At 41.7% G+C, this 22,985-nt stretch carries 19 protein-coding genes, 1 pseudogene and 1 other annotated feature; of the genes and pseudogenes, 16 read left to right on the top strand and 4 right to left on the bottom strand.

Annotated elements, in window-relative coordinates:
• Nucleotides 1–18: 18 nt before the first annotated feature.
• The gene (groL, locus tag CEQ75_RS01255) at nt 19–1,647 is read left to right on the top strand and encodes a chaperonin GroEL (protein ID WP_089608728.1); all 1,629 of its coding nucleotides are present in this window, start codon (nt 19–21) and stop codon (nt 1,645–1,647) included.
• Nucleotides 1,648–1,762: 115 nt separating this feature from the next.
• On the opposite strand, the gene CEQ75_RS01250 is transcribed toward groL, so the two are convergent.
• Nucleotides 1,763–2,476, bottom strand: a complete 714-nt coding sequence (locus tag CEQ75_RS01250; RefSeq protein WP_089608727.1) for a hypothetical protein — start codon at nt 2,474–2,476, stop codon at nt 1,763–1,765.
• A 171-nt stretch (nt 2,477–2,647) separates the two neighbouring features.
• Between CEQ75_RS01250 and hpt the strand changes: the two genes are divergently transcribed.
• Nucleotides 2,648–3,214, top strand: coding sequence for a hypoxanthine phosphoribosyltransferase (gene hpt, locus CEQ75_RS01245; protein ID WP_089608726.1), 567 nt, complete (start codon nt 2,648–2,650; stop codon nt 3,212–3,214).
• A 187-nt stretch (nt 3,215–3,401) separates the two neighbouring features.
• On the opposite strand, the gene CEQ75_RS01235 is transcribed toward hpt, so the two are convergent.
• Nucleotides 3,402–4,349 (bottom strand): CobW family GTP-binding protein, encoded by a 948-nt coding sequence (locus tag CEQ75_RS01235; RefSeq protein WP_089608724.1) that lies wholly within the window; start codon nt 4,347–4,349, stop codon nt 3,402–3,404.
• Nucleotides 4,350–4,678: 329 nt separating this feature from the next.
• Between CEQ75_RS01235 and CEQ75_RS01230 the strand changes: the two genes are divergently transcribed.
• The 8 genes and pseudogenes from CEQ75_RS01230 (at nt 4,679) to CEQ75_RS01195 (ending at nt 13,893) form a co-directional block, all read left to right on the top strand.
• Nucleotides 4,679–6,055 (top strand): methyltransferase MtaB domain-containing protein, encoded by a 1,377-nt coding sequence (locus CEQ75_RS01230; protein ID WP_089608723.1) that lies wholly within the window; start codon nt 4,679–4,681, stop codon nt 6,053–6,055.
• A 322-nt stretch (nt 6,056–6,377) separates the two neighbouring features.
• Complete coding sequence (locus CEQ75_RS01225; protein WP_089608722.1) at nt 6,378–7,691, top strand: PocR ligand-binding domain-containing protein; 1,314 nt, start codon at nt 6,378–6,380, stop codon at nt 7,689–7,691.
• Nucleotides 7,692–7,718: 27 nt separating this feature from the next.
• Nucleotides 7,719–8,360 (top strand): cobalamin B12-binding domain-containing protein, encoded by a 642-nt coding sequence (locus CEQ75_RS01220; RefSeq protein ID WP_089608721.1) that lies wholly within the window; start codon nt 7,719–7,721, stop codon nt 8,358–8,360.
• Nucleotides 8,361–8,596: 236 nt separating this feature from the next.
• Nucleotides 8,597–10,222 (top strand): peptide ABC transporter substrate-binding protein, encoded by a 1,626-nt coding sequence (locus tag CEQ75_RS01215; protein ID WP_242965346.1) that lies wholly within the window; start codon nt 8,597–8,599, stop codon nt 10,220–10,222.
• Between the two features lie 122 nt (nt 10,223–10,344).
• Nucleotides 10,345–11,240 (top strand): annotated as a pseudogene (locus CEQ75_RS01210) (ABC transporter permease).
• A gap of 5 nt (nt 11,241–11,245) precedes the next feature.
• The gene (locus tag CEQ75_RS01205) at nt 11,246–12,166 is read left to right on the top strand and encodes an ABC transporter permease (protein ID WP_089608719.1); all 921 of its coding nucleotides are present in this window, start codon (nt 11,246–11,248) and stop codon (nt 12,164–12,166) included.
• Between the two features lie 191 nt (nt 12,167–12,357).
• Entirely contained in the window at nt 12,358–13,161 is an 804-nt protein-coding gene (locus tag CEQ75_RS01200; protein ID WP_157677249.1) for a cytochrome c3 family protein, read from the top strand.
• Nucleotides 13,162–13,182: 21 nt separating this feature from the next.
• Nucleotides 13,183–13,893 (top strand): formate dehydrogenase subunit gamma, encoded by a 711-nt coding sequence (locus tag CEQ75_RS01195; protein ID WP_089608717.1) that lies wholly within the window; start codon nt 13,183–13,185, stop codon nt 13,891–13,893.
• Nucleotides 13,894–14,145: 252 nt separating this feature from the next.
• On the opposite strand, the gene CEQ75_RS01190 is transcribed toward CEQ75_RS01195, so the two are convergent.
• A complete protein-coding gene (locus CEQ75_RS01190) occupies nt 14,146–14,619 on the bottom strand; it encodes an FMN-binding protein (protein ID WP_089608716.1) in 474 nt (157 codons plus the stop codon).
• 192 nt (nt 14,620–14,811) lie between these two features.
• Nucleotides 14,812–14,967 (bottom strand): hypothetical protein, encoded by a 156-nt coding sequence (locus CEQ75_RS18215; RefSeq protein ID WP_157677247.1) that lies wholly within the window; start codon nt 14,965–14,967, stop codon nt 14,812–14,814.
• 185 nt (nt 14,968–15,152) lie between these two features.
• Between CEQ75_RS18215 and CEQ75_RS01185 the strand changes: the two genes are divergently transcribed.
• From CEQ75_RS01185 to CEQ75_RS01160, 6 genes are all read left to right on the top strand, one after another.
• Nucleotides 15,153–17,048 carry a PrkA family serine protein kinase gene (locus tag CEQ75_RS01185; RefSeq protein ID WP_089608715.1) on the top strand — a complete coding sequence of 632 codons (1,896 nt, stop codon included), beginning with the start codon at nt 15,153–15,155 and terminating at the stop codon, nt 17,046–17,048.
• A gap of 14 nt (nt 17,049–17,062) precedes the next feature.
• Nucleotides 17,063–18,211, top strand: a complete 1,149-nt coding sequence (yhbH, locus tag CEQ75_RS01180) for a sporulation protein YhbH (RefSeq protein ID WP_089608714.1) — start codon at nt 17,063–17,065, stop codon at nt 18,209–18,211.
• Nucleotides 18,201–19,595, top strand: a complete 1,395-nt coding sequence (locus CEQ75_RS01175) for a SpoVR family protein (protein WP_089608713.1) — start codon at nt 18,201–18,203, stop codon at nt 19,593–19,595. Before yhbH ends, CEQ75_RS01175 begins: the two co-directional genes overlap by 11 nt.
• Before the next feature lie 380 nt (nt 19,596–19,975).
• Nucleotides 19,976–20,318: a binding site (T-box leader), on the top strand.
• 49 nt (nt 20,319–20,367) lie between these two features.
• Nucleotides 20,368–21,672, top strand: coding sequence for a phenylacetate--CoA ligase family protein (locus CEQ75_RS01170; protein ID WP_089608712.1), 1,305 nt, complete (start codon nt 20,368–20,370; stop codon nt 21,670–21,672).
• A gap of 63 nt (nt 21,673–21,735) precedes the next feature.
• The gene (locus tag CEQ75_RS01165) at nt 21,736–22,167 is read left to right on the top strand and encodes an ACT domain-containing protein (RefSeq protein ID WP_089608711.1); all 432 of its coding nucleotides are present in this window, start codon (nt 21,736–21,738) and stop codon (nt 22,165–22,167) included.
• A gap of 100 nt (nt 22,168–22,267) precedes the next feature.
• Entirely contained in the window at nt 22,268–22,888 is a 621-nt protein-coding gene (locus CEQ75_RS01160; protein ID WP_089608710.1) for a GerMN domain-containing protein, read from the top strand.
• The last annotated feature ends 97 nt before the right edge of the window (nt 22,889–22,985 follow it).

The raw sequence follows: 22,985 nt of genomic DNA, 5'->3' as shown, positions 1-22,985 counted from the left end.
TAGGAGGAGGATATAAAAATGGCCAAACAAATTATTTTTCGTGAAGAAGCGCGTCATGCTTTGGAAAGAGGGGTTAATTCTTTAGCAAACGCCGTTAAAATTACATTGGGACCTAAAGGTCGTAACGTTGTATTAGAAAAAAAATTCGGATCCCCTTTAATTACCAATGACGGGGTTACCATTGCTCGGGAAATTGAATTGGAAGATCCCATTGAGAATATGGGTGCTCAATTGGTGAAAGAAGTAGCTACTAAAACCAATGATATCGCTGGTGACGGAACCACTACCGCGTGCATTCTGGCCCAGGCTATTATTCGAGAAGGAATGAAAAACGTTGCTGCCGGTGCCAACCCCATGTATTTGAAAAAGGGTATTGAAAAAGCTGTAGCTGCAGCTGTAGCTGAATTAAAGAATAGCTCGCAAAAAGTGGAAAGTAAGGAAGCCATTGCTCAGGTTGCCACTGTTTCCGCTAATGATCCTGAAATTGGTGACTTGATTGCTGACGCTATGGATAAGGTGGGCAATGACGGTGTTATTACCGTAGAGGAAAGCCAAAGTTTCGAAACCACCCAAGAAGTAGTTGAAGGGATGCAGTTTGACCGGGGTTACATTTCTCCTTACATGATTACAGATACGGACAAAATGGAAGCAGTATTAAATGATCCTTACATTTTGATCACCGACAAGAAAATTGCTGCCATTGCAGACATCCTGCCTGTATTAGAAAAGGTTGTTCAAGCCGGAAAAGCTCTCCTGATTATCGCTGAAGATGTAGAGGGGGAAGCGTTGGCTACCTTAGTTGTTAATAAGCTCCGCGGTACCTTTACCTGTGTGGCAGTTAAAGCACCTGGATTTGGTGATCGCCGCAAAGCGATGTTAGATGATATTGCTACCTTAACCGGCGGCCAAAGAGTTTCTGAAGAAGTAGGTATGAAGTTGGAAAATACCGAACTTGGCATGCTGGGCCGTGCCCGTCAGGTGAAGGTTGGCAAAGAACATACCACAGTTATTGACGGATCAGGAAATTCTGCTGATATCGAAGCCCGTGTTAACCAAATCCGACGACAATATGAAGAAACCACTTCAGAATTTGATAAAGAAAAGCTTCAGGAACGTTTGGCAAAATTAGCTGGCGGCGTAGCAGTTATTAAAGTAGGTGCTGCTACCGAAACTGAATTAAAAGAAAAGAAATTACGAATTGAAGATGCTCTTTCTGCAACCAGAGCAGCTGTTGAAGAAGGTATCGTTTCCGGCGGTGGTACAGCCTTGATTAACGTCCTTCCTGCTATTGAAGCGCTTCAAGGTGAAGGCGATGAATTGACCGGTGTCGGCATTGTGAAAAAAGCTTTGGAAGAACCGGTAAAACAAATCGCTTATAACGCTGGAGCAGAAGGCGCTGTAGTTGTTGAAAATGTGAAATCAGCTGAAAAAGGTATCGGTTTCAACGCTGCTACCGGTGTTTATGAAAATATGATTGCTGCCGGTATCGTTGACCCGGCTAAAGTTACCCGTTCAGCTCTTCAGAATGCAGCTTCTATCGCTGCCATGATGTTGACCACAGAGACGGTTGTGGCTGATATTCCCAAAGAAGAAGCAGCTCCCATGGGCGGCGGAATGCCTGGCGGCGGAATGCCCGGCATGATGTAATAAACAAAGCCAAAAATAGAATAAGCAGCCACTGGCTGCTTATTTTTAATTTTCAGAAAGTATAAAAGGGCTCTTGGCATAAAGGCAGGTTTTTTTTAAATCAAAGGATATAGTGTTAGGAACTGAGGGAGGGAGGTTTAATATTAAATTCTTTATTGAAATTTTCCAGTATTACTTCAATAGTCAGACTGCTGCTTTCCTTCTCTTTTGAGATGGCGGTCATCGTGGCCTTTTTGATCATTTTATCCTTTTTATCAATCCAAATGATATAGTTCAGATCTTTAAAATAACCATCCAGCCATTTGTTGTTAATCCTGGGCCGACATGTTATTTTATACATTTTATGACGATCTATTTTTTCCATTCCTAAATATTCTGCCGAAACGATTTCCTTGAAATAAAAATTGGATAGGGGGTTAAGCTCTGCCATTAATAAGGATTCCCTGAGCAGCGAATTATTCTCTGTTACAATCCATTTATTCGTAAGGGAATCTAAACGATAAGTGGTGTCTCCGATTTGGTAAACATTAATGTCTGTTCCCAGCATGGAACCGGTGACATGAAAGGTTTTACTATCTCCTCTTTCTCCGGCAATATCGCTGAAAGTTTTTTCCTGGCCGTCTATGATGATGCTGGACTTAGTATGAAATTGGTAGGATTTTGCCTCCAGGGTATTGGTTAGAGCCGTATTCAACAGTTCCTGAGGGACGATATTTGTTGACTCCTGAAGATAGAAGGCGCCGCTGATAATAATGCTGATGATAATGGCGGTGATGATCAGATTTTTTAAATTGAAATACCTTTTCCACGATAAATTTTCTGAGGACATTTTTTTTCCTCCCTTGCCGTACTCTTACATATAATTTATATTTACTAGGATAAGGATGATAATATGTCTTAAAGACGACAAAATTTCTTATGCAGCAGGATTTTATCAAGGTTGAGGCGAAGTTAATTTGCATGTAAACAGATTGTATTTAAAAATCGGGGAGGCCTTACTTTGGAAAGAGATTTGCTTAAAATATTGATTTCAACAGAAGATATTCAGAAAAAGGTAAAAGAGCTGGGAGAAACTATTTCCAGGGATTATCAAGGCCAAAATCTGCTGGTGGTAGGCATTTTGAAAGGCTCTGTTATTTTTATGGGAGACTTAATCCGGGCAATTAAGATCCCTGTCCAGATTGATTTTATGGAAGTATCCAGTTATGGCAGATCAACAGAATCATCCGGTGCAGTTCGCATATTAAAGGATTTAGAATCCAATATTGAAGGTAAAAATATTTTAATCGTGGAAGATATCATCGATACGGGATTGACTTTAAGTTATTTGCTGGACATGTTGAAAGCCCGAAAACCGGGAAGTATCAGGATTTGTACCTTGTTAAATAAACCTTCCCGCAGAAAAGCATCATTAAAAGTAGATTATGACGGATATGACATTCCCGATGAATTTGTGGTGGGTTATGGATTGGACTATGGCGAGTTATACCGCAATCTGCCTTTTGTGGGCGTGCTGAAACCGGAAATATATGCGCGCTGTGGGGAAGATACAACCCCCTCTAAGTGAACTCGTTCAGCAAGCTCTGCATCGGGGCTTTCAACCTTTTAAAGGTTATACCTTCTGAAAGTATAAATAAGAACCCCACTTATGAAAGTGGAGTCTTGGAATTTGATAAAAAACCGGGGATTAATTTCACCCCCCGGTTTTTTTCTGCAATTTGGCTTGTTATAAGACCAGATTCCAAATTTTAGAGTTATGGGAACATAAGGAATGGGTCAGCCTTAACAAAGAGGGACTGCAATTTTTCTTTTTTCAAATCAAGGCCGATGAAGCTGGCAATACCTGAGGTAGTGGAGGAGATCTTGTCAATCTGATATGCTCCGTTGACGATATTAAATTCCCAGCAATTTTCCCGGGCATTAACAATCCCCTTGCCCCTCAAAATCTTTCCATATTGGGCAGTAGACAATTGTCCCAAGATTTCTTCCAGTTCAGTCTGCTCAAAAATTCGTCCTGTTCTGATGCCTACTGACTGAAAAACATGGGGCTCATGTACATGATGATCCTCCGACATTTCCTCCAAATAATTTTTCAGAGCATACTTGGTGTTACCATCTAATATCAGCATCATTTCTTGATGGGAAATATCTCCCCATTCTTTGGCAATACAGGGGGCGCGGTTATTTTTTTCTTTGAGCAACTGAACAATTTCTTCTATTGCTGCCGGTGCCATGTTTTGGGTTTTGCTTAATACCAAAGTGGAAGCGTGCTGGATTTGGTTATCAAAAAAACGGGTAAAGCTATTGTTGTTTTGATGAAAATTAGGAGCATCAACAATGGTAGTTACGGAATTAATGTAACATTGCTCAGCTATTTTCGGATCCTTAAAGAGATTAAAGATTTCATCAAAGATAAAGATCCCGGAGGGCTCGAATATAATCCGATCTGGCTTTTGTTGCAGGATTTTTTGTAGGGTAAAAGCAAATTCTTCCTTTAGCGTACAGCAGACACAGCCTTGGAGCAACTCGTGAATTTCAATATCCTGATCCTTTAATAAGGCACCGTCCACGTTGATTTGCCCGTATTCGTTTTCAATCAGCACGATTTTTTCGCGGCGTTCTATGCAGGCTTCAATTATTTTTTTGATAAAGGCTGTTTTCCCAGCACCTAAAAATCCGGAAACAATATCAAGTCGAACCATGCGTATTTTCCTCCTATCAAGCCAATATTATTTCTAATTTTTTATTAACTTTTATCTTAAGATTATTTTGCACCATTTTCCAGGGATCTTCTTGACAAAAACATCACTATTCTGTGCAAAAAAACAAACATAAGAAAATAGCAAGGAGAAAAATTTTAAATTTTCATCACAAAAATTTAAAAAAAGAACAAAAAAACAAACAGGACAAGATTTGACGATTTATCAAAAGATTGTCCCAAGGGAATTAATTAGTTTGTTAGAATATTTAAAATACAATAAAGTTCTCAAAGCAAAAAAAAGAAAAAATAAGATTTTTAGGAGGAAACAAAATGGCAAAACTTACTTTTAATGAGCTCGCTTATAACAATCTGGATGAATTTATTTATGGGTATGCCAAAAAACCGGTTACTTTTAAAAACGGGATGGTGATTGGAAACGGGATTGTTTATCCTGAATTGAATGTTACTTTGCCTCCGATAAGCATTAATGAGTCTACGATGAAAAAAGTACTTTCCCAATATAAGGAAATGATTACCGGGGCTTGTGAGAAGGCGATAAAACTACATGCTCCCGGAATTATTGTAGAAATTGAACTTCTTCCTCCCTGTACCTTTAATCCCCAATGGGGCATTGATGTAGCTAAAGTTGTCAAAGATGTGCTGCGGGAATATGAGGGTCAAGGACTTAAAAGTCTTTTGCGTCTCACCCCCGTCGACATTCGGGAAGGCAATGACTTAGTGCATATGTATCATGGAGAACATTGGGATAAAGTTATGAAAACCTTCCAAGGTTCTGCGGAAGTCGGTGCCGATATGCTGGCTATTGAATCCGTGGGCGGCAAACATCTTCATGATGAAGCAGTGATGAATTGTGATTTGCCCAAAGCCTTATTCGCCCTTGGAGTAGTAGGTGCCAAAGATATGGAAGTGCTTTGGACCAATATCGTAAAAATCGCCAAAGAAACAGGTTCCGTGGCATCTGGTGATACCGCTTGTGGTTTCGGTAATACCTCCATGGTTTTGGCGGAAAAGAACTTTATTCCTCGAGTATTTGCAGCAATTGATCGGGTGATGTGTGCGGTTAGAACCATGGTGGCTGTGGAATGTGGTGCTACCGGTCCGGATAAAGACTGCGGTTACGAAGGAGTATATCTCAAAGCGATTACAGGAACACCTATTTCTATGGAAGGGCGAACCAGTGCCTGTGCTCATTCCAGTTCTGTAGGAAATATCGTCGGAGCCCTCTGTGACTGCTGGAGCAACGAATCCGTAGAATTTCAAAGAATGCTGGGTGGAATGGCTCCTACTGTTTACATGGAACAATTAATCTACGATTGCCGTTTGTTTAATACCTTTACTGCTTTAGGTCAAGCTAAGATTTATCAAGATGTTATGGTTGCTTCAGATAAAAAATTGGATCCTCATGCTTATATTCTTGATCCGAAAGTCGTCTTAGATCTAAGTGCCAAAATTATCAAAGGAAAAACCACTTTTGAAAGAACGAAGATCGCTGCCCAAGCTACCATTGAAGAATTAAAACGGGGCATTGCTGCGAAGGAACTGGACGTGACTGAGCGTGAAGTAAACTATTTAGATATTCTGGAACAGCAGTTGGCCACTGTACCCGATGATGAAGCTCAATTTACAGCAGAAATGATTAAGAACAATACCAACGATAAATTTGACCCCAAGCAATATGATCTATAAGAAACAAAATATCCAAAAGATTCAGGCTAAATAACATTAATAAGATTAAGTGGCGCTTAGCAGAAAATAACTAAGCGTCACTTAGTCATATCATTATTTAAGGACGGCTGTACTTAACCTTATTTATGGAATAAATATCAATAATAGAAATGTTTTAAAATAAACTTCAGAATCTGTTATAATAGGATCAATGAATAATAGCCGTAATCATAATATATTTAAAGAGATTTTCAAAAAAAAATAAGTATGCAGGACGGATATACAGACGCATTTCTTTGACAACTTGGAGGCATGGAAACCCAAATAGGAGGTGGCCTACGTGATGAAAAAAGGAACATCGTCAAGGAGTTTGGAGTGGCTGGAGCAATTAGTAGATCATGATATTCTGCAAAAAATGCTTTCCTCCTTTTCAAGATCTACCGGTCTAAAGGCTGTTTTTGTGGATACGGAAGGAAATACCATCATATCCCCAGAAAAAGAAATCGTGGATTGTAAATTTTGTCAAATGATCAGGTCGGATCAAAAAGGATTGGCAAAATGTCAACGTTCTTATGCTCAGGCGGGAAAAGAAGCGGCTAAATATGGAGAACCTTATATATTTCGCTGCCATGGAGGCTTAATCGCTTGGGCTGCGCCTATCATTCTGGATGAACATATAGGTTCCATGATCTGCGGCCAGGTTTTAATGTGGGAACCGGAAGATTATTTTCTGGAAGAAATAGAAGAAATGGTGAAGGGGCTGGATCTGGATCTTGTCCAAATTAAGTTGGCAGCATCCCAATTGAATGTACTGTCCAGTGGTAAAGTCCAGGCGGCAGCCGACTTACTATTTATTGTCGCCAATCAAATCATGAAAAGCGGTTTAATTCTCTTGGAACAAAGAAGGAAAATTGCTGCTCAGCAGGCAGAATTAGCAGATGAAATGCAGGCGCGGAAACAAGCAGAGGTGGCGATGCGCACCATAGAATCCCGATCCCAACGCATTTATTATATGGAGAAAGAGCATAAATTGAAAAATGAAGTGCGCAATTGCGAATATAAGGACGCCAGCTTGCTTTTGGAAAAACTTCTTGCCGAAATTTTAACACAAACCAGTGGTGATATGGATGCCCTAAAAATGAGAGTTATTGAACTGTTGGTGATTGTTTCTCGTTCAGCCCTGGATGGGGGTGCGGACATGAATCAAGTTTCAAAATTGAATGTCCGCTATTATCGAGAGGTACTTGATCAATTTAAAATTGATGAGATGTGTCTATTGGCCCAAAATATGCTGAAAACCTTTATTGATTTGGTAGATGTTTCCAAAGATAAAACGGGTTTGCAAGCGACTCAGAAAGCGGCAGAATTTATTAGAAAGAATTTCCGTGAAAAATTAACGATAGATGATATTGCCCAAGAAGTATATCTTAGTCCTTGTTATTTAAGCCGCATCTTTAAAAAAAGTCTAGGATGTACCTTAATGGATTATCTTGCCCAGGTAAGAGTGGAAAATGCTAGGGTGATGCTTAAAAATCCTCAGTATAATGTGATGCAAGTAGCGGAAGAAAATGGCTTTGAAGACCCAGGTTATTTTACCAGAGTATTCAAAAAAATCGAGGGGATCACACCCAGCCAATATAAGCAGAAAGCGTTATAACCAACCGGGATATGGGGAGGAGACGAGATGAGTTATGAATACGCCTTAATTCAGGAAGCCTTGTTGGAGGGCAAAGCCAATGTGGTAAGAGACTTGACAAAGGATGCCCTAAGTAAAGGAATTGAACCGATGACCGTCCTGGAAAAAGGACTTCTCCCCGGAATGCGGATTATCAGTGAAAAATTTAAGAATAATCAAGTCTATATTTCAGATGTGTTAATTGTTTCCCGGGCGATGCATGCCGGACTTCATGTTTTGAAACCAATTTTATCGGAAGCCCAGCAATCATTAAAAGGCCGTGTCGTAATTGGTACGGTGGCCGGTGATTTACATGATATCGGGAAAAACCTGGTGGTGATGATGATGCGGGGGGCCGGTCTGGATGTCATTGACTTGGGTGTCGATGTGCAGCCGGAGGATTATGTTCAGGCAGTAGTGGAGTATCACCCGGATGTCTTAGCCATGTCGGCGATGCTTACTACCACCATGGGTGTAATACCGGAAACAATTCAAGAACTGGAACAAAAAAAGCTTAGGGATCGAATCAAGATTGTTGTGGGCGGCGGTCCTACCACGAAAGATTTTGCGGATAAGGTTAAAGCAGACGGCTATGCTGCCGAAGCTACCGAGGTTGCGGATTTAATGGAACGAATATTATCCGATCATTAACAAACTTTGTCGATCAACAAATGAGAAATAATGAATTGAAAATATATAAAGGGTGTATCGCCGGCTTTGGTATTATAAGCGTGCGATGCACCTTTTTTTATGAAACTCCTTAAATGATTTCTTTGCAGGAATTTACTATTGTTCGACGAAATTAGACATATTACAGAAGCATAAAAGATAATGCATAAAAGACAAAATGAACTGGGAAATGTTCTGGATGGAGAGGGGAAAAAATTTTGAAAAAGAATTGGGGGGTTATCTTAGGGATTGCTGTGCTTGCTGCACTTTTCCTGATCGCGGGCTGCGGGAGTAAGAATGAACAGAAAGAGACAGGGGATTCTCAGGAAGTGGAGCAGAAGATCACCTATAATGTAGGGGGAGAACCTGAAACCTTGGATCCGGCGGCTTCTACCAGTCTAGTGGACGGTACGGTGCAAATGGCTTTATTCGAAGGTTTAGTACGTTTAGATGAAAAAGAGCAGCCTACTCCCGGGATGGCTGAAAGATGGGATATCAGTAAAGATGGGCTTACCTACACCTTTTATTTAAGAGATGCTTTGTGGAGTAATGGAGATCCTGTGACAGCCCAGGATTTTGAATATGCCTGGAAAAGGCTGTTGGATCCAGAGTTGGCTAATTATTATGCCTATCAGCTTTATTACCTGGTACAGGGAGAAGCATATAACACAAGGAAGGGGACAGCTGAGGCGGTAGGTGTAAAAGCCCTGGATGAAAAGACATTGGAAGTTAAATTGATTGCCCCCACCCCTTATTTTTTGAGTATGACCGCGCTTTCCAATCTTTATCCGGTCAATCAAAAAGTGGTCGAGGCTGATCCTGATTGGCATACAAGTCCCGAGACTTACGTCAGCAATGGTCCTTTTAAGCTGGTGGAATGGTCACATAATCAAAGATTAGTGCTGGAAAAAAACGAAAACTACTGGGCAGCAAAAGATGTAAAGCTGGAAACCTTGATTATGACCACGGTAGAGTCTGATACCACCCAATTAACGCTCTTTGAAACAGATCAAATTGATATTGGGGAGGTTCCCCCTTTTCAGGAAATAAGCCGGCTTTTGGAAGAAAAGAAAGCCGGCATTCATCCGGATTTAGGCGTTTATTTCTATACTTTTAATACAGATGTAAAACCGTTAGGGGATGTCAGGATACGCAAAGCATTGTCTATGGCTATTGATCGGCAGAGTATCATTGATCATGTGACCTTAGCCTTTGAGAAGCCGGCTTATGCTCTGGTGCCTTATGGGGTTGTCGATGGGGAGAAGGGCGATTTCCGGGAAAACGGCGGCGACTATTTTACGGAAAATGTGGTAGAAGCCAAAAAATTGCTGGCAGAAGCAGGCTATCCTCAGGGGCAGGGATTTCCTGTTTTAAAAATTCTATATAATACCTCTGAAGGACATCAAAGAATTGCCGAAGCGATTCAGGAAATGTGGAAAAATAACCTGGGGATCCAGGTGGAATTGACCAACCAGGAAGGCGGTGTTTACGCCAAGTCCATGAACCTGGGAGATTATGAAATCGGACGAGCCGGCTGGACTCCGGATTATAATGATGCGATGACTTATTTGGATTTATGGGTGACCAGCGATTTACCCATGTATTATACGGGTTGGAGCAACAAAACATATGATCAGATAATCCGCAAGGCAAAGACTGAACTGGATGGGACTGCCCGGAGAGCAGCTTTACATGATGCAGAGGCCCTTTTAATGGACGAAATGGTGGTGATGCCTATTTATTTCTACACCAATCAAAACCTTGTTAAACCTTGGGTAAAAGGGGTAATCGTTCCAACCATGGCCTCTTATCAGGAATTTCGTTGGGCTTATGTAGAAAGATAATGCTTCCGATAAAGGGCAGGATTATACCAGTGCTGAACCGATAGCCGGGGATAAGCTATGCAGTTTTAAGGTGTGAAGGGGGGTGTGGTGTGGCGCATTATCTTTTACGGCGTATCCTGAGTATGGTTTTAACGATGTTTTTTATCATTTCCCTCACTTTTTTTATGATGCAGGGGATTCCAGGGGGACCCTTTGATCAAAACAAAAAATTACCGCCAGGGATCGAAGAAAACATTAATGAAAAATATCACCTGGACGATCCCCTTTTCGTTCAGTATCAGGATTATCTTGGGGATGCCCTGCGCTTTGATTTTGGCCCTTCTTTTCGCTATCAGAGCCGCACGGTGAATGACATTATTAAAGAGGGCTTTCCCGTATCCGCTCTGTTAGGGTCTGCTGCCATTTTGATTGCCTTACTGCTGGGGTTTATACTGGGCATCATCTCAGCATTATATCCCAATAAATTCCCGGACTATTCAGCCATGATCATTGCCACCTTTGGTTTTTCAGTTCCTGGTTTTGTGATGGCCAGTATTTTAATGTATGTTTTTGCTTATCGATTAGGCTGGTTTCCTGCAGCGATGTGGGGCACGTGGCATCATCTGGTTTTACCGGCCCTTTCATTATCCTTTTTTCCCATGGCGGTCATTACCCGGCTCGTAAAATCCAGTTTTCTTGAGGTTTTACAGATGGATTATATTAGGACGGCAAAGGCCAAGGGATTAAGCAGAGGAAGGATTCTCTGCCATCATACCTTAAGGAATGCACTGACCCCTTTAAACACTTATTTTGCTCCCCTGATTGCCACGACTCTGACGGGAAGCTTTGTCATCGAACATATTTTAATATTCCCGGTTTAGGGAGATACTTTGTTACCGGAGTTTTAAACAGAGATTATACCTTAATCATGGGGACCACGGTTTTTTTTAGCTGGGTTTTCATGCTGATGAATTTGCTTAGCGATCTGTTTTACGTTTTAATCGATCCCCGGGTAAGGCTGATGGAGCAGAAGAGGTGAAAAAAATGTGGCGGCGGTTTAGGGAGAATAAGCTGGCTTTGGCAGGGTTAATCATGGTGATAATTTTGTTGACTTTCGCTAGCCTTGGCCCCCTGTTCACACCATTTTCTTATTCGGAGCAGATCTTGCCATTGAAAAATAAACCGCCAGGATATCAATTTTACGTTAAATTGGAACTGGATAATCAGGGCAACCGACACATCGTGGATTACTCCCAGGAACCTATTACAGCAGGGACCGGCTTTCAGGTGGAGTCCAGAACCTTTTGGTTTGGAAGCGATGCTTTGGGGCGGGATTTGTTTGCCCGGACCTGGTACGGAGCCAGAATTTCCCTGGCCATCGGACTGATTACACCTTTAATCGTTTTTATACTGGGTCTGATTTATGGGGGTATTTCCGGTTTAATCGGAGGTTGGGTTGATGAGATTATGATGCGCGTGGTAGAAATTCTCTCAACCATCCCTTTTCTGTTATACGTAATCTTGCTCATGGTAATCATGGAACCGGGCTTAAAAACAATTTTTATTGCGATCGGCGCCGTCTATTGGCTGCCGATGGCGCGCTTGGTACGAGGACAAATTCTTTCCCTTAAGGAGGAAGAATTTGTTCTGGCAGCCCGCACTCTGGGCGCAGGGATGAGGCACATTATTTTTCGTCACATCATGCCTAATTGTCTGGGACCGATCCTGGTTTACCTCACCTTTGTGATTCCTGAAGCGATTTTCACCGAGTCCTGGCTGAGCTTTTTAGGATTAGGCATATCTGCGCCTGTTGCCAGCTGGGGTACCCTAGCCAGCGACGGCATCAAAGGGATTCAGTCTTATCCTTGGCAGCTTTTTTTCCCGGCAGGCCTGATCAGCCTGACGATGCTCTCCTTTCATGCTTTAGGAGATGGCATGAAAAATGCCCTTGATCCTGAATTATGAAAGTAGATGTTCTCATTATTGAGATAAGAATCAGTATGTGAATGAATTTTCAGGGCAAAATAGAAATTGCCTGACAAGAGAAGGATGGATTGAATTTCCAAAGAGGAAATGATAAAATGTTTTTATTGTTAAACTCTTTCGGCAGACGATCGTCATTATCGAAATATCGCCAAGAGAAAGGGGCAAGATGCATGAAAATAAGAATCACGATTTGGTCATTGCTTATCATTACCTTTATGGGGACAACTTTGGTTTTTGCTGAGACAACCGATCACAGCGTGTTTACAGATTCCACTCAGTGTTTGCAATGTCATGGTTATGAAGGAGTAACCATGGAGCAAGACGGGAAGATGGTTTCCATTTATGTGGACAAAGAGGTCTATGATGCATCTGTACATGCTTCCGTGGATTGTCTTTCTTGTCATCAGTTTACCCAAGGAGTGAGTTCTGATCCCACCCAATCTTGTGGGACATGCCATTCAGGAGCAGTTGATGATTATCAGCAGAGCGTCCATCAAAACTCCTCCTATGGACCCAGTTGTACCAATTGCCACGGCGAAGCACATGGCATCCTGCCTGCAGACAATCCTGCCTCACCTGTGCACAAAAAGATGATTATTGAAACCTGCGGAGACTGTCATGGCGGCGTAATTGAATCCTATCAAGATAGTTTTCATGGTAAGGCGGTGGCCTTAGGCGCGAAAGATTCTCCTGATTGTACAGGCTGCCACGGTGCTCATAAAGTGCTCAGTAAAAATGATCCTTTATCCATGACTCATCCGGATCAAAAACCCCAATTATGCGGAGAATGCCATGGTAATGGGGCCATTGGGGTCAATGCCAAGGAACATTATACTTTAGAACCGACAGGCTACAGCGCACCCATGTACTGGATTAATAAGGCGTTTATGTGGTTAATTTTATTGGTGGTGGGATTTTTCCTGATCCATATTATCTTGGACTTGTTACATAGACTTCGTACCCGAAAACAATAATCTGCCAAGGAGGTGGTTTTTATGGACAATCCTGTGGAGCATAAATCGGAACGGCTTTATGATCGTTGGGATATCCATCAGCGGATTCAGCATTGGTTCATGGTGCTTAGCTTTACACTACTTACTGTAACCGGCCTGATGATGCATTTTGCATATACCGGCTGGGTTCAGAAGGCAGCTCAAATTTTCGGATCCTTTGAGAATCTTTTTCTGGTTCATCTTACCGCTGCGGTGCTCATGATGATCAATGCCTTTTATCATCTGATCTATTTGATAGTGCTGGCTTTCCAGGGGAAATTGCGCGGATCTATGCTGCCGCGTATCCAGGATGCCAAAGACATTATCGCCAATCTTCGTCTTTTCTTAGGTTTTGCCAAAGAAGGTCCTCGGTTTTCCAAATATTCCTACAAGGAAAAGGTGGATTATCTGGCAGAATATTGGGGTACACCGGTGATGATTGTCACCGGTCTGATACTTTGGTTCCCTCATGTAGCAGCTAATATCTTTCCCCGTCAGGTGATTGACAGCGCTCATGTTATTCACCAAGGAGAGGCACTTTTAGCGATTCTGGTAATTTTTATCTGGCACATTTATTCAGTGCATTTTACACCCAGCTTTTTCCCGATGAATCAGGTTTGGTTAACCGGCCGGCTCAGCCGCGAGGTGATGGAAGAAGAATATCCCCTGGAATTGGCACGATTGGAAGAGGAGGAGAAGGACCATGAGCGGTAAATATGAAAAGAATAGGATATTAATGCTTGTAGAACTTTTGTTTTACAGTGGATTATTGGCGATGCTTATTTGGTATTTTCTTCCTCGGGCTCTGCAATAACAAATAATATAAAGAAAACTAAGGCTTAAACCAAGCCTCTGGTGCCGGTAGAAGCCTTAGTTGCACGGATACGTTCAACCTTAAAATTAATACTTTCAGAAAGTATTAAAAAGAGGCTGGTGTTGTGTTTCAACATCAGCCTCTTTTTAATATTATTTTGCTTTCGCCTGGTCTAAAGCTTGATTTACCAGATCAAAGAATTGATTGTAGTGAATGGTCGCACCTGAGATTGCATCTGATTTTCCTTCTTCATCAAAGGTAACACCGGTGGCACCTTGCTTTTCAATGATGTAGTCTTCAATTGCTTTTGCCTGCTCATCCCAATCGGCTTTAGCTCCTGCTGCCTTCATGTCATATTCTCCATTGGCCACAGCAGTCAATTTGTCTCCCTTGGCAGGGTCCTCGTTGATAGCGTTTAAAATCACATCGTCAATTTTTCCATCTCTAATGGTTACGGTCGCATTGTCTTTCCAACCTTTGTCATCGAATTCCGGCATTTCGGCAAAATATTTACCATCCACATAACTTGTGGTAGTTGGTTTATTCGTGCCGCCGCATCCTGCTGTAAATGCTAATGCTATGATCAGCATTAGACCAAAGATACTTATTTTTTTGTAATTCTTCATTCCTAAAATGCCTCCTTAAATAATAATTTAATACTTTTTTAACATAGTGAAAGATTACTATAATTATTTGATCTTGTCAACATCTTAAGAATATTTAATACAAAACATTATCGTTTAATTATGATTCACGAAAAATAGTTGAAGCATTACGGCAGTTGAAAATTAAAAAGAATCCAGAGAGAAGGAGTCTCTTTAGATTCTTTTTAATCTTTGTGCCGCTTGTTTCAATCGTAGATCGATGTCTTTGATCTTGGACGTGTGCTTGCCGTGACCATTGGCCTTGATCAGCATTTTCCGGTATTCTTTGCCTTGCTCAATATAAGTTTGCAAAAGTGCCTTGTTGCTCATTTTTTTACCCCTCCGTAAGGTGTTATCTATGTATATGGGTATGCTTCCCAATAAATAACACACTTAAACATAAATGGATAAATTATCCTAACTTCTTTTTGCGGGATGATTGCCATATAAATATAGAAGTAATTGGATATTGACTCTGGAGTCCAGTAAATCAAGGGAAATAAGGGGGAAAAAATTTGGACTATTTAAAGTCATTAGAAGAGTACAGACGTCAACAGGAGAAACTACGTTGGCAAGGGTCCTTTCTTGAATATATGGAGCTGATTAAAAAAGATCCTGCCATCGTAAAAACAGCTCACACCCGAGTCTACGATATGATTGTGCAAGCCGGAATTGAAGAAACTGCCCTAGGGAAAAAATATAATTTCTTTTCCCATGAAATTTTTGGTTTGGATGGGGTGCTGCAAAAATTAGTAGAAGAGTATTTTCATTCTTCCGCACGTCGTTTGGATGTGCGCAAACGGATTTTGCTCCTGATGGGTCCGGTGAGCGGCGGAAAATCCACGATTGTGACCATGTTAAAAAAGGGATTAGAAAAATATACCACCACAGATGAGGGTGCTGTTTATGCGATTAAGGACTGCCCGATGCACGAAGAGCCCTTGCATTTAATTCCTGACCCATTAAGAGAGGAATTTGAACAGGAGATGGGGCTCAAGATTGAGGGAAGTCTATGTCCCTCTTGCCGTATGATGGTGCAGGAACGATATCAGGGTCGGATAGAAGATGTGGAAATCGAGCGCATCACTTTTTCCGAGGAGAACAGAGTTGGTATTGGCACCTTTAGTCCATCTGATCCTAAATCTCAGGATATTGCCGACCTCACCGGCAGTATTGATTTTGCCACGATCACTGAATATGGCTCAGAATCAGATCCCCGGGCTTATCGCTTTGACGGAGAATTAAATAAATCCAATCGAGGTTTGATGGAGTTTCAGGAAATGCTGAAATGTGATGAGAAATTTCTTTATCATCTATTAAGCCTTTCCCAGGAGGGGAATTTTAAAGCCGGCCGTTTTGCCTTGATTTCTGCAGATGAAATGATCCTTGCCCATTCCAATGAAACAGAGTATCGTTCATTTATCAGTAATAAAAAAAATGAAGCTCTCCACTCACGTATTTTAGTGATGCCCATTCCCTATAATTTAAAAGTGACGGATGAAGTAAAAATTTACGAAAAACTCATCGGACAAAGTGATTTAAAAGATGTTCATATCGCACCCTTTGCTCTGCGGGCTGCTGCTATATTCACCATTCTTTCCCGCCTGAAGGAATCTAAAAAAATTGGTGTGGACCTCTTGAAAAAAATGAAGCTCTATGATGGAGAAGATGTAGAAGATTTTAAGCAAAAAGATCTCAAGGAACTGCAGTCGGAGAACGAAGGCGAAGGGATGAGCGGCGTGGATCCCCGCTATGTCATCAATCGAATTTCCAGTGCCTTGATTAACAGTGATACTAAGTGTATCAATGCCCTGGATGTGCTTAGAGCCTTAAAAGAAGGGATGGATCAACATCCTTCCATTTCGAAAGAAGAAAAAGAAAGACTGACTAACTTTTTAGCTTTGGCGCGCAAAGAGTTTGATGATTTTGCCAAAAAAGAAGTTCAAAGGGCCTTTGTATACTCTTATGAAGAATCTGCCCGGGCCCTGTTTGAAAATTACCTGGATAATGTGGAAGCCTTCTGCAGCGGGGTTAAGGTGAATGACCCCATCACTGATGAGGAAATGGATCCCGATGAAAGGTTGATGCGTTCCATCGAGGAACAGATCGGAATTTCTGAAAATGCTAAAAAGACATTTCGGGAAGAAATTCTCATCCGCTTGTCTGCCTATGCCCGCAAAGACAAAAAATTTGAATACAGTTCCCATGAGCGCCTTCGGGAAGCCATTGAAAAGAAAATGTTTGCCGACCTGAAGGATGTGGTAAAAATTACTACCTCTGCAAAGAATCCTGATCCGGAACAGCTGAAAAGGATTAACGATGTTGTCGCCCGTTTGATCAGTCATCATGGTTATTGCCCGGTCTGTGCCAATGAAACTCTGAAATACATCGGCAGCCTATTAAATCGCTAAGTGTGGTGAGCAAAATGAAAGATCAATCGATTATTTCCCGAGATAATTGGTCCCTGCACAGAAAGGGGGAATTGGATCAGCAGCGCCATAATGAAAAAGTCAAGGAAGCAATCAAAAATAATCTTTCAGAGATTATCAGTGAAGAAAGCGTGATTATGTCCGACGGGAAAAAAATCACCAAGCTGCCTATTCGCACTTTGGATGAATACCGATTTCGTTTTAATTACAATAAACAAAAGCATGCCGGTCAGGGAAGCGGCGGCAGTCAACCGGGAGATGTGATTGGAACGGAACCTGGCGATGGCAGCGGCAGGGGGCCGGGGGCAGGGGATGAGCCGGGTACTGACTACTACGAGGCAGACGTGAGCTTTGAGGAATTGTCAGAGATGGTTTTTGCTGATTTGGTACTGCCGCGTCTAAAGGAAAAACAAAAGGAGAATTTGAAGGCCGTTTCTACCCGTTTTAACGATGTGCGTAAAGCAGGAATTTTTAGTAATATTGACAAGAAACGTACGATTATCGAAGCCATCAAGCGCAATGCCCGTCAAGACTCGGGAAAACATAATATCATTCGGGATGATCTGCGCTTTAAAACCTGGGAAAAGGTTTACAGTGCAGAATCCAATGCCGTAGTTTTAGCAATGATGGATACATCCGGTTCCATGGGGAATTTTGAAAAGTATATCGCCAGAACCTTTTTCTTCTGGATGGTGCGGTTTTTGCGTACCAAATATCAAAATGTGGAAATCGTCTTTTTAGCCCACCATACCCAAGCCAAAGAGGTTTCAGAAACAGAATTTTTTAATAAAGGGGAAAGCGGCGGCACAAAATGCTCCTCCGTATACCGGCTGGCCCTGGAACTGATTCATGAAAGATATTCCCCGGATCGGTATAATATCTATCCTTTTCATTTTTCCGATGGGGATAATCTTCCCTCGGATAACGAAACTTGTGCTGCTCTGATTAAAGAAATATTGCCCTTGTGCAATCTTTTTGGCTACGGAGAGATTACCAGCCCATATTATCGGAACAGCACCTTGATTTCCGTATTTCAAGGTATTAATGAGGATAATTTGACCGTAGTAACGATAAAAAATAAGAAGGAGATTTATCCTGCCTTAAAAAAATTCTTTTCTGAGAAAGGAGAATCCGGTGGACACTGAGCTGTATCAATTGGAATTGGCGATTGATCAAATTGGAAATAAAGCGGCAGAGTTTGGTCTGGACTTCTTTCCCATGCGCTTTGAGCTTTGCCCTGCGGATGTTCTCTATACCATTGGAGCATATGGCATGCCTACCCGATTTACCCATTGGAGTTTCGGGAAAAATTACTTTCGTTTGAAAACTATGTATGATTATAATTTAAGCCGGATCTATGAATTGGTGGTAAATTCCAACCCCTGTTATGCTTTTCTTTTAGAGGGAAACACCTTGATCCAGAACAAGCTGGTCATCGCCCATGTTTTTGCTCATTGTGATTTTTTTAAAAATAATGCCTGGTTTGCCAAAACGAATCGGGATATGATTGAAACCATGTCTGTCAATGCTGAGCAGATCAGGGAATATGAGTTTTTGCATGGTCAGAGGGAGGTAGAAAAAATCCTGGACAGTGCTTTGGCGATTCAGGAGCATATCGATTTTTATCAAATAGTAAAAGAAAAGGAGGAGCCGGAGTATCAAAAAAAATGTCAACGGGAAAATCCTTATGAGGATATCTGGTCCATCGGGGAAGGAGAAAAAGAGGAGGTATCCCCGGAAGAAAAAAGGTTTCCCCTTGCACCGGAAAAGGATATCATGGGCTTTGTCATGACCAATAGCCATAGTTTAAAAGATTGGCAGAGGGATCTCCTGGCCATGTTACGGGAGGAAATGTTTTACTTCTGGCCTCAGGTAGAAACAAAGATCATGAATGAAGGCTGGGCGGCCTATTGGCATGCGCGCATTTTACGAGCTATGGATTTAAGTGATGAGGAAACCCTGGAATTTGCCCGTCTCCATGCCAGTGTGCTGCAAACCAGCCGTAGTCAGCTTAATCCTTATTTTCTGGGCATGAAAATATTTGAAGATATCGAAAAACGTTGGGATAAACCTTCTCCAGAGGATCAGTTGAAATATGACCGCCGGGGGGGAGAGGGTCGGGATAAGATTTTTGAAGTACGGCAGATGGAAAATGATCAATCCTTCCTACGTAATTATCTTACCCAGGATTTGGTACGGGATTTGGATCTCTATCTTTTCAAAAAACAGGGTTCCCAGTGGAAAGTAAGTGATACGGAATGGGAAGCAGTGCGTGATGGAATTGTGGGCAATTTGGTCAATGGGGGCCATCCTTATTTGACGGTGGAGGATGGAAACTTTCGGGGGAACGGCAATCTTTACATTTTGCATCACCATGAAGGGGTGGATTTAGATACTTATTATCTAGAAAGGACCCTGCCTTACGTTTATGATCTCTGGGGAAAGACCGTACATTTGGAAACGATCCTGGAGGAGCGGTCCGTGCTTTTCAGCTTTGATGGGAAAAAGCATACCAGAACCAGTAGCTAAAAGTAAGAGCCTGATCAATGAAATTAGGAGCTCACAGTGTTGAAACTGTGAGCTTTACTTTGTACATAAAAAACACTTTTTATTGAACTGGGTTACATATTTATGCTATTATGCAGGAAGGACAAACAATTTAACCTTAAGGAGAAGTTATTTACAAGGGAGGTATTATTAATATAGTGAAAAAAGGTTTTTTTATTGAGTTGTTTTGTATTTTTAATGGTGGCTTCAATTAGTAGCATGGTTGTTGGGGCAGATAAGCAAAAGATTAATCTGAATATTCACTACCTGCTCTGAAGGGGACAAAGGAACTGAACTGGGCTTCTTCTCAACTTGCTAAGTTATCATTATTTATGATAAAATAAACTTAGCTATAAATGAATATATAAGTAATGATAGAGATAAGTAGGTTAATGATACTTTTTCAGGGAGGAAATGCCGGAGACTGAGAGCATTTCAAAGTTTAGTTAACTGAAATTCACTCTGGAACTGCGTGGTGAACCTTGGGGCGTTATTCCGAGCTGTAGCCATCGCCGGGCATTCCCGTTAGCGAAGACAGGTATCGGATTTATTTCCTTGTATTTTTCCTTTAAGGTGGTAGAGCTTTTGTCCTTAGTCAAAAAGCTTTTTTATTCCTTTTCTTAAGGAGAGGGCATCTATTCCGGACTTAGATAAGTGGGTTTTTACCTATTTGGGTGGTACCGCGGTGCACTTTCCGTCCCATAAGACGAGAAGTGCTTTTTTATTTTGGAAAATGGATATATGAGGTGATGAGATGTATTGGAACGAGATTTATGAGTGTATGCCCCGAGAGGGATTAGAGCAGCTGCAGCTGGAGCGCTTGCAGCAAACTGTAACCAGGGTCTATCATAATGTACCCCATTATCGCAGAGCTTTTCAGGAGAAAGGGTTGGAACCCGGGGATATTAAGTCTTTAAAGGATCTTCAAAAACTTCCCTTTACCGTAAAAACTGATTTGAGGGATAATTATCCCTATGATCTTTTTGCCGTGCCCTTAAGTGAAATTGTACGTATTCATTCTTCATCCGGTACCACCGGCAAACCTATTGTTGTTGGATATACCCGGCAAGACCTGAATAGCTGGTCGGAAATTGCTGCCCGCTCATTACATTTTGCCGGGGTGTCGAAACAAGATGTAATCCAGATATCCTTTGGTTATGGTTTATTTACCGGCGGCTTAGGGATCCATGACGGAGCGGAAAGAGTAGGAGCTTCCGTGATTCCTACTTCCGGGGGAAATACGCAAAAACAAATTATGATCATGAAGGATTTCGGCAGTACGGCGTTGGCTTGTACTCCTTCCTATGCCCTGGTTTTGGCAGAAGCCATGGAGGAAATGGGCATTGACAAAGAGGAAATGAAACTTCGCGTAGGGATTTTTGGGGCGGAACCATGGACCCAGGGTATGCGTAGAGAAATTGAAAATAGATTGGGTATCGTAGCCTATGATATTTACGGCCTCAGCGAAGTGATGGGGCCTGGTGTTGCCATGGAATGTTCAGAAAAAATAGGTTTGCATATTTTTGAAGATCATTTTATCCCCGAGATTATTAATCCGGAAACAGAAGAAACCCTCCCCTATGGTGAGCCGGGAGAATTGGTTTTTACCAGCATCACCAAAGAAGGATTTCCTGTACTGCGTTACCGAACCCGGGATCTGTCTTGTCTCCATTTGGAGGAATGTCCCTGTGGCCGTACTCATGTGAGAATGGATCGAATTATGGGCCGTTGTGATGATATGTTAATTATTCGAGGTGTAAATGTTTTTCCTTCTCAGGTGGAAAGTGTGCTTATGGAAAATGGAAATGCCAGCCCTCATTACCATTTAGTTGTGGATCGGGTGAACAACTTGGATGTCTTGGAGGTACAAATTGAGGTTTCCGAGGACATGTTTTCCGACCAAGTACGCCGCTTGGAGGAATTGGAAAGGATCATTAAGCAAAAATTAGACAGTGTACTAGGTATTTCGGTCATGGTAACTTTAGTTGAACCAAAAAAACTAGCCAGAAGTGAAGGGAAAGCAAAAAGGGTGACAGATAAACGTCAGCTAAAAGATTGACATATTCAGGATAGAAAGTAATATGAAAAGTAAGAGAAAATCATTCTGTAAGGAGGTTATACCATGAGGGTTAAGCAGATTTCAATTTTTCTGGAAAATAAGCGCGGACGTTTGGCTGCTGTGACGCGATTATTGGCGGATACCAAGATTAATATCCGCGCCCTATCCATTGCCGATACCACGGATTTTGGCGTTCTGAGGCTAATTGTAGATCAACCTGATCTTGCTTATCAAGTATTAAAGAAAAATGATTTTACCGTCAGCGAAACAGAGGTGATTGCTGTGGAGATGCCGGATAAGCCTGGAGGACTGGCCAAAGTGTTGGAAATTCTGGATCAGCATAATATTAATTTAGAATATCTTTATGCTTTTTACGGTCAATCAGGTCATGAAGCTTTAAATATTTTCCGGGTGGAGCAAATCGATGAGGCCATACAGGTGTTGGGTGAACATCATATCAAATTATTACCTGGTGATGCAGTATATGCTCTGTAAATTCATCTAAAAAACTTGTACTAAAATTCTCCCCTTCTTTATACATATTAGTAATCCCATTTAATAAATTAAGGAAATAGTATGAGGAGGGGAAAGGAAAATGAAACGTTGGCAGGGTAATGGAGGTATTTTGCTTATTGGATTCCTGGTCTTGTTGCTTCTTTTGGGAACAGCAGTCAGCGGATGTGCCTTGGTGGACCGCCTCCAGGCATGGAAAACGGTGGAGGAGGAAGTGCCTTTATCAGACAACCATGCAGGAACGGAAGATCTTGAGTTAACGAATCAAGCATTAATTGGTGAAACGAAGGAAATTGCCTTATTCTTTAGTGATGCAGCGGGAGAAAATCTTGCATTGGAAATGAGAGATATTCCTAAGACAGAAGGAGTTGCCCGAGCGGTGATGCAGGAATTGATTGCAGGTCCAAGTGTGGAATCAGGCTTATTGCCTACGATTCCTGTGGGAACAGAATTGCTGGATATTAATGTTCGGCCGGATGGTGTCTGCATTGTAGACCTGAGCGGAGAATTGATTGTGAATCATCCGGGAGGTTCTTTGAATGAAGAAATGACCGTCTATTCCGTAGTCAATACCCTAACCCAATTTCCTTCCATTCGGGAAGTGCAAATCCTGGTGGATGGGCAAAATGTTGAGACTATTGCCGGCCATATGGACATATCAACAACCATGGCCCGTAATGAAGAGATGATAGGAGAACGATAAAGAAAAGGCGCTCGGCGCTTTTTCTTTTTCTTGACCCAGGACAGAGACTTTACCGGAAAATTTTTAGATGATATACTAAAATCCGTAAAAGCTTTAT

It is taken from the genome of Dehalobacterium formicoaceticum, from assembly GCF_002224645.1.
GTDB lineage: Bacteria > Bacillota > Dehalobacteriia > Dehalobacteriales > Dehalobacteriaceae > Dehalobacterium > Dehalobacterium formicoaceticum.
Note: the sequence above shows the minus strand (reverse complement) of the source record. Positions and strands in the feature narration are given on the sequence as shown.

What these genes read in the sequence shown, in the direction of transcription:
- CEQ75_RS01235 (WP_089608724.1), bottom strand. Translation starts at nt 4,349, where the DNA reads ATGGTTCGACTTGATATTGTTTCCGGATTTTTAGGTGCTGGGAAAACA.
- CEQ75_RS01165 (WP_089608711.1), top strand. Translation starts at nt 21,736, where the DNA reads ATGAGGGTTAAGCAGATTTCAATTTTTCTGGAAAATAAGCGCGGACGT.
- yhbH (WP_089608714.1), top strand. Translation starts at nt 17,063, where the DNA reads ATGAAAGATCAATCGATTATTTCCCGAGATAATTGGTCCCTGCACAGA.
- CEQ75_RS01195 (WP_089608717.1), top strand. Translation starts at nt 13,183, where the DNA reads ATGGACAATCCTGTGGAGCATAAATCGGAACGGCTTTATGATCGTTGG.
- CEQ75_RS01220 (WP_089608721.1), top strand. Translation starts at nt 7,719, where the DNA reads ATGAGTTATGAATACGCCTTAATTCAGGAAGCCTTGTTGGAGGGCAAA.
- CEQ75_RS01230 (WP_089608723.1), top strand. Translation starts at nt 4,679, where the DNA reads ATGGCAAAACTTACTTTTAATGAGCTCGCTTATAACAATCTGGATGAA.
- CEQ75_RS01160 (WP_089608710.1), top strand. Translation starts at nt 22,268, where the DNA reads ATGAAACGTTGGCAGGGTAATGGAGGTATTTTGCTTATTGGATTCCTG.
- CEQ75_RS18215 (WP_157677247.1), bottom strand. Translation starts at nt 14,967, where the DNA reads ATGAGCAACAAGGCACTTTTGCAAACTTATATTGAGCAAGGCAAAGAA.
- CEQ75_RS01200 (WP_157677249.1), top strand. Translation starts at nt 12,358, where the DNA reads ATGAAAATAAGAATCACGATTTGGTCATTGCTTATCATTACCTTTATG.
- CEQ75_RS01225 (WP_089608722.1), top strand. Translation starts at nt 6,378, where the DNA reads ATGAAAAAAGGAACATCGTCAAGGAGTTTGGAGTGGCTGGAGCAATTA.
- CEQ75_RS01170 (WP_089608712.1), top strand. Translation starts at nt 20,368, where the DNA reads ATGTATTGGAACGAGATTTATGAGTGTATGCCCCGAGAGGGATTAGAG.
- CEQ75_RS01205 (WP_089608719.1), top strand. Translation starts at nt 11,246, where the DNA reads ATGTGGCGGCGGTTTAGGGAGAATAAGCTGGCTTTGGCAGGGTTAATC.
- CEQ75_RS01250 (WP_089608727.1), bottom strand. Translation starts at nt 2,476, where the DNA reads ATGTCCTCAGAAAATTTATCGTGGAAAAGGTATTTCAATTTAAAAAAT.
- groL (WP_089608728.1), top strand. Translation starts at nt 19, where the DNA reads ATGGCCAAACAAATTATTTTTCGTGAAGAAGCGCGTCATGCTTTGGAA.
- CEQ75_RS01190 (WP_089608716.1), bottom strand. Translation starts at nt 14,619, where the DNA reads ATGAAGAATTACAAAAAAATAAGTATCTTTGGTCTAATGCTGATCATA.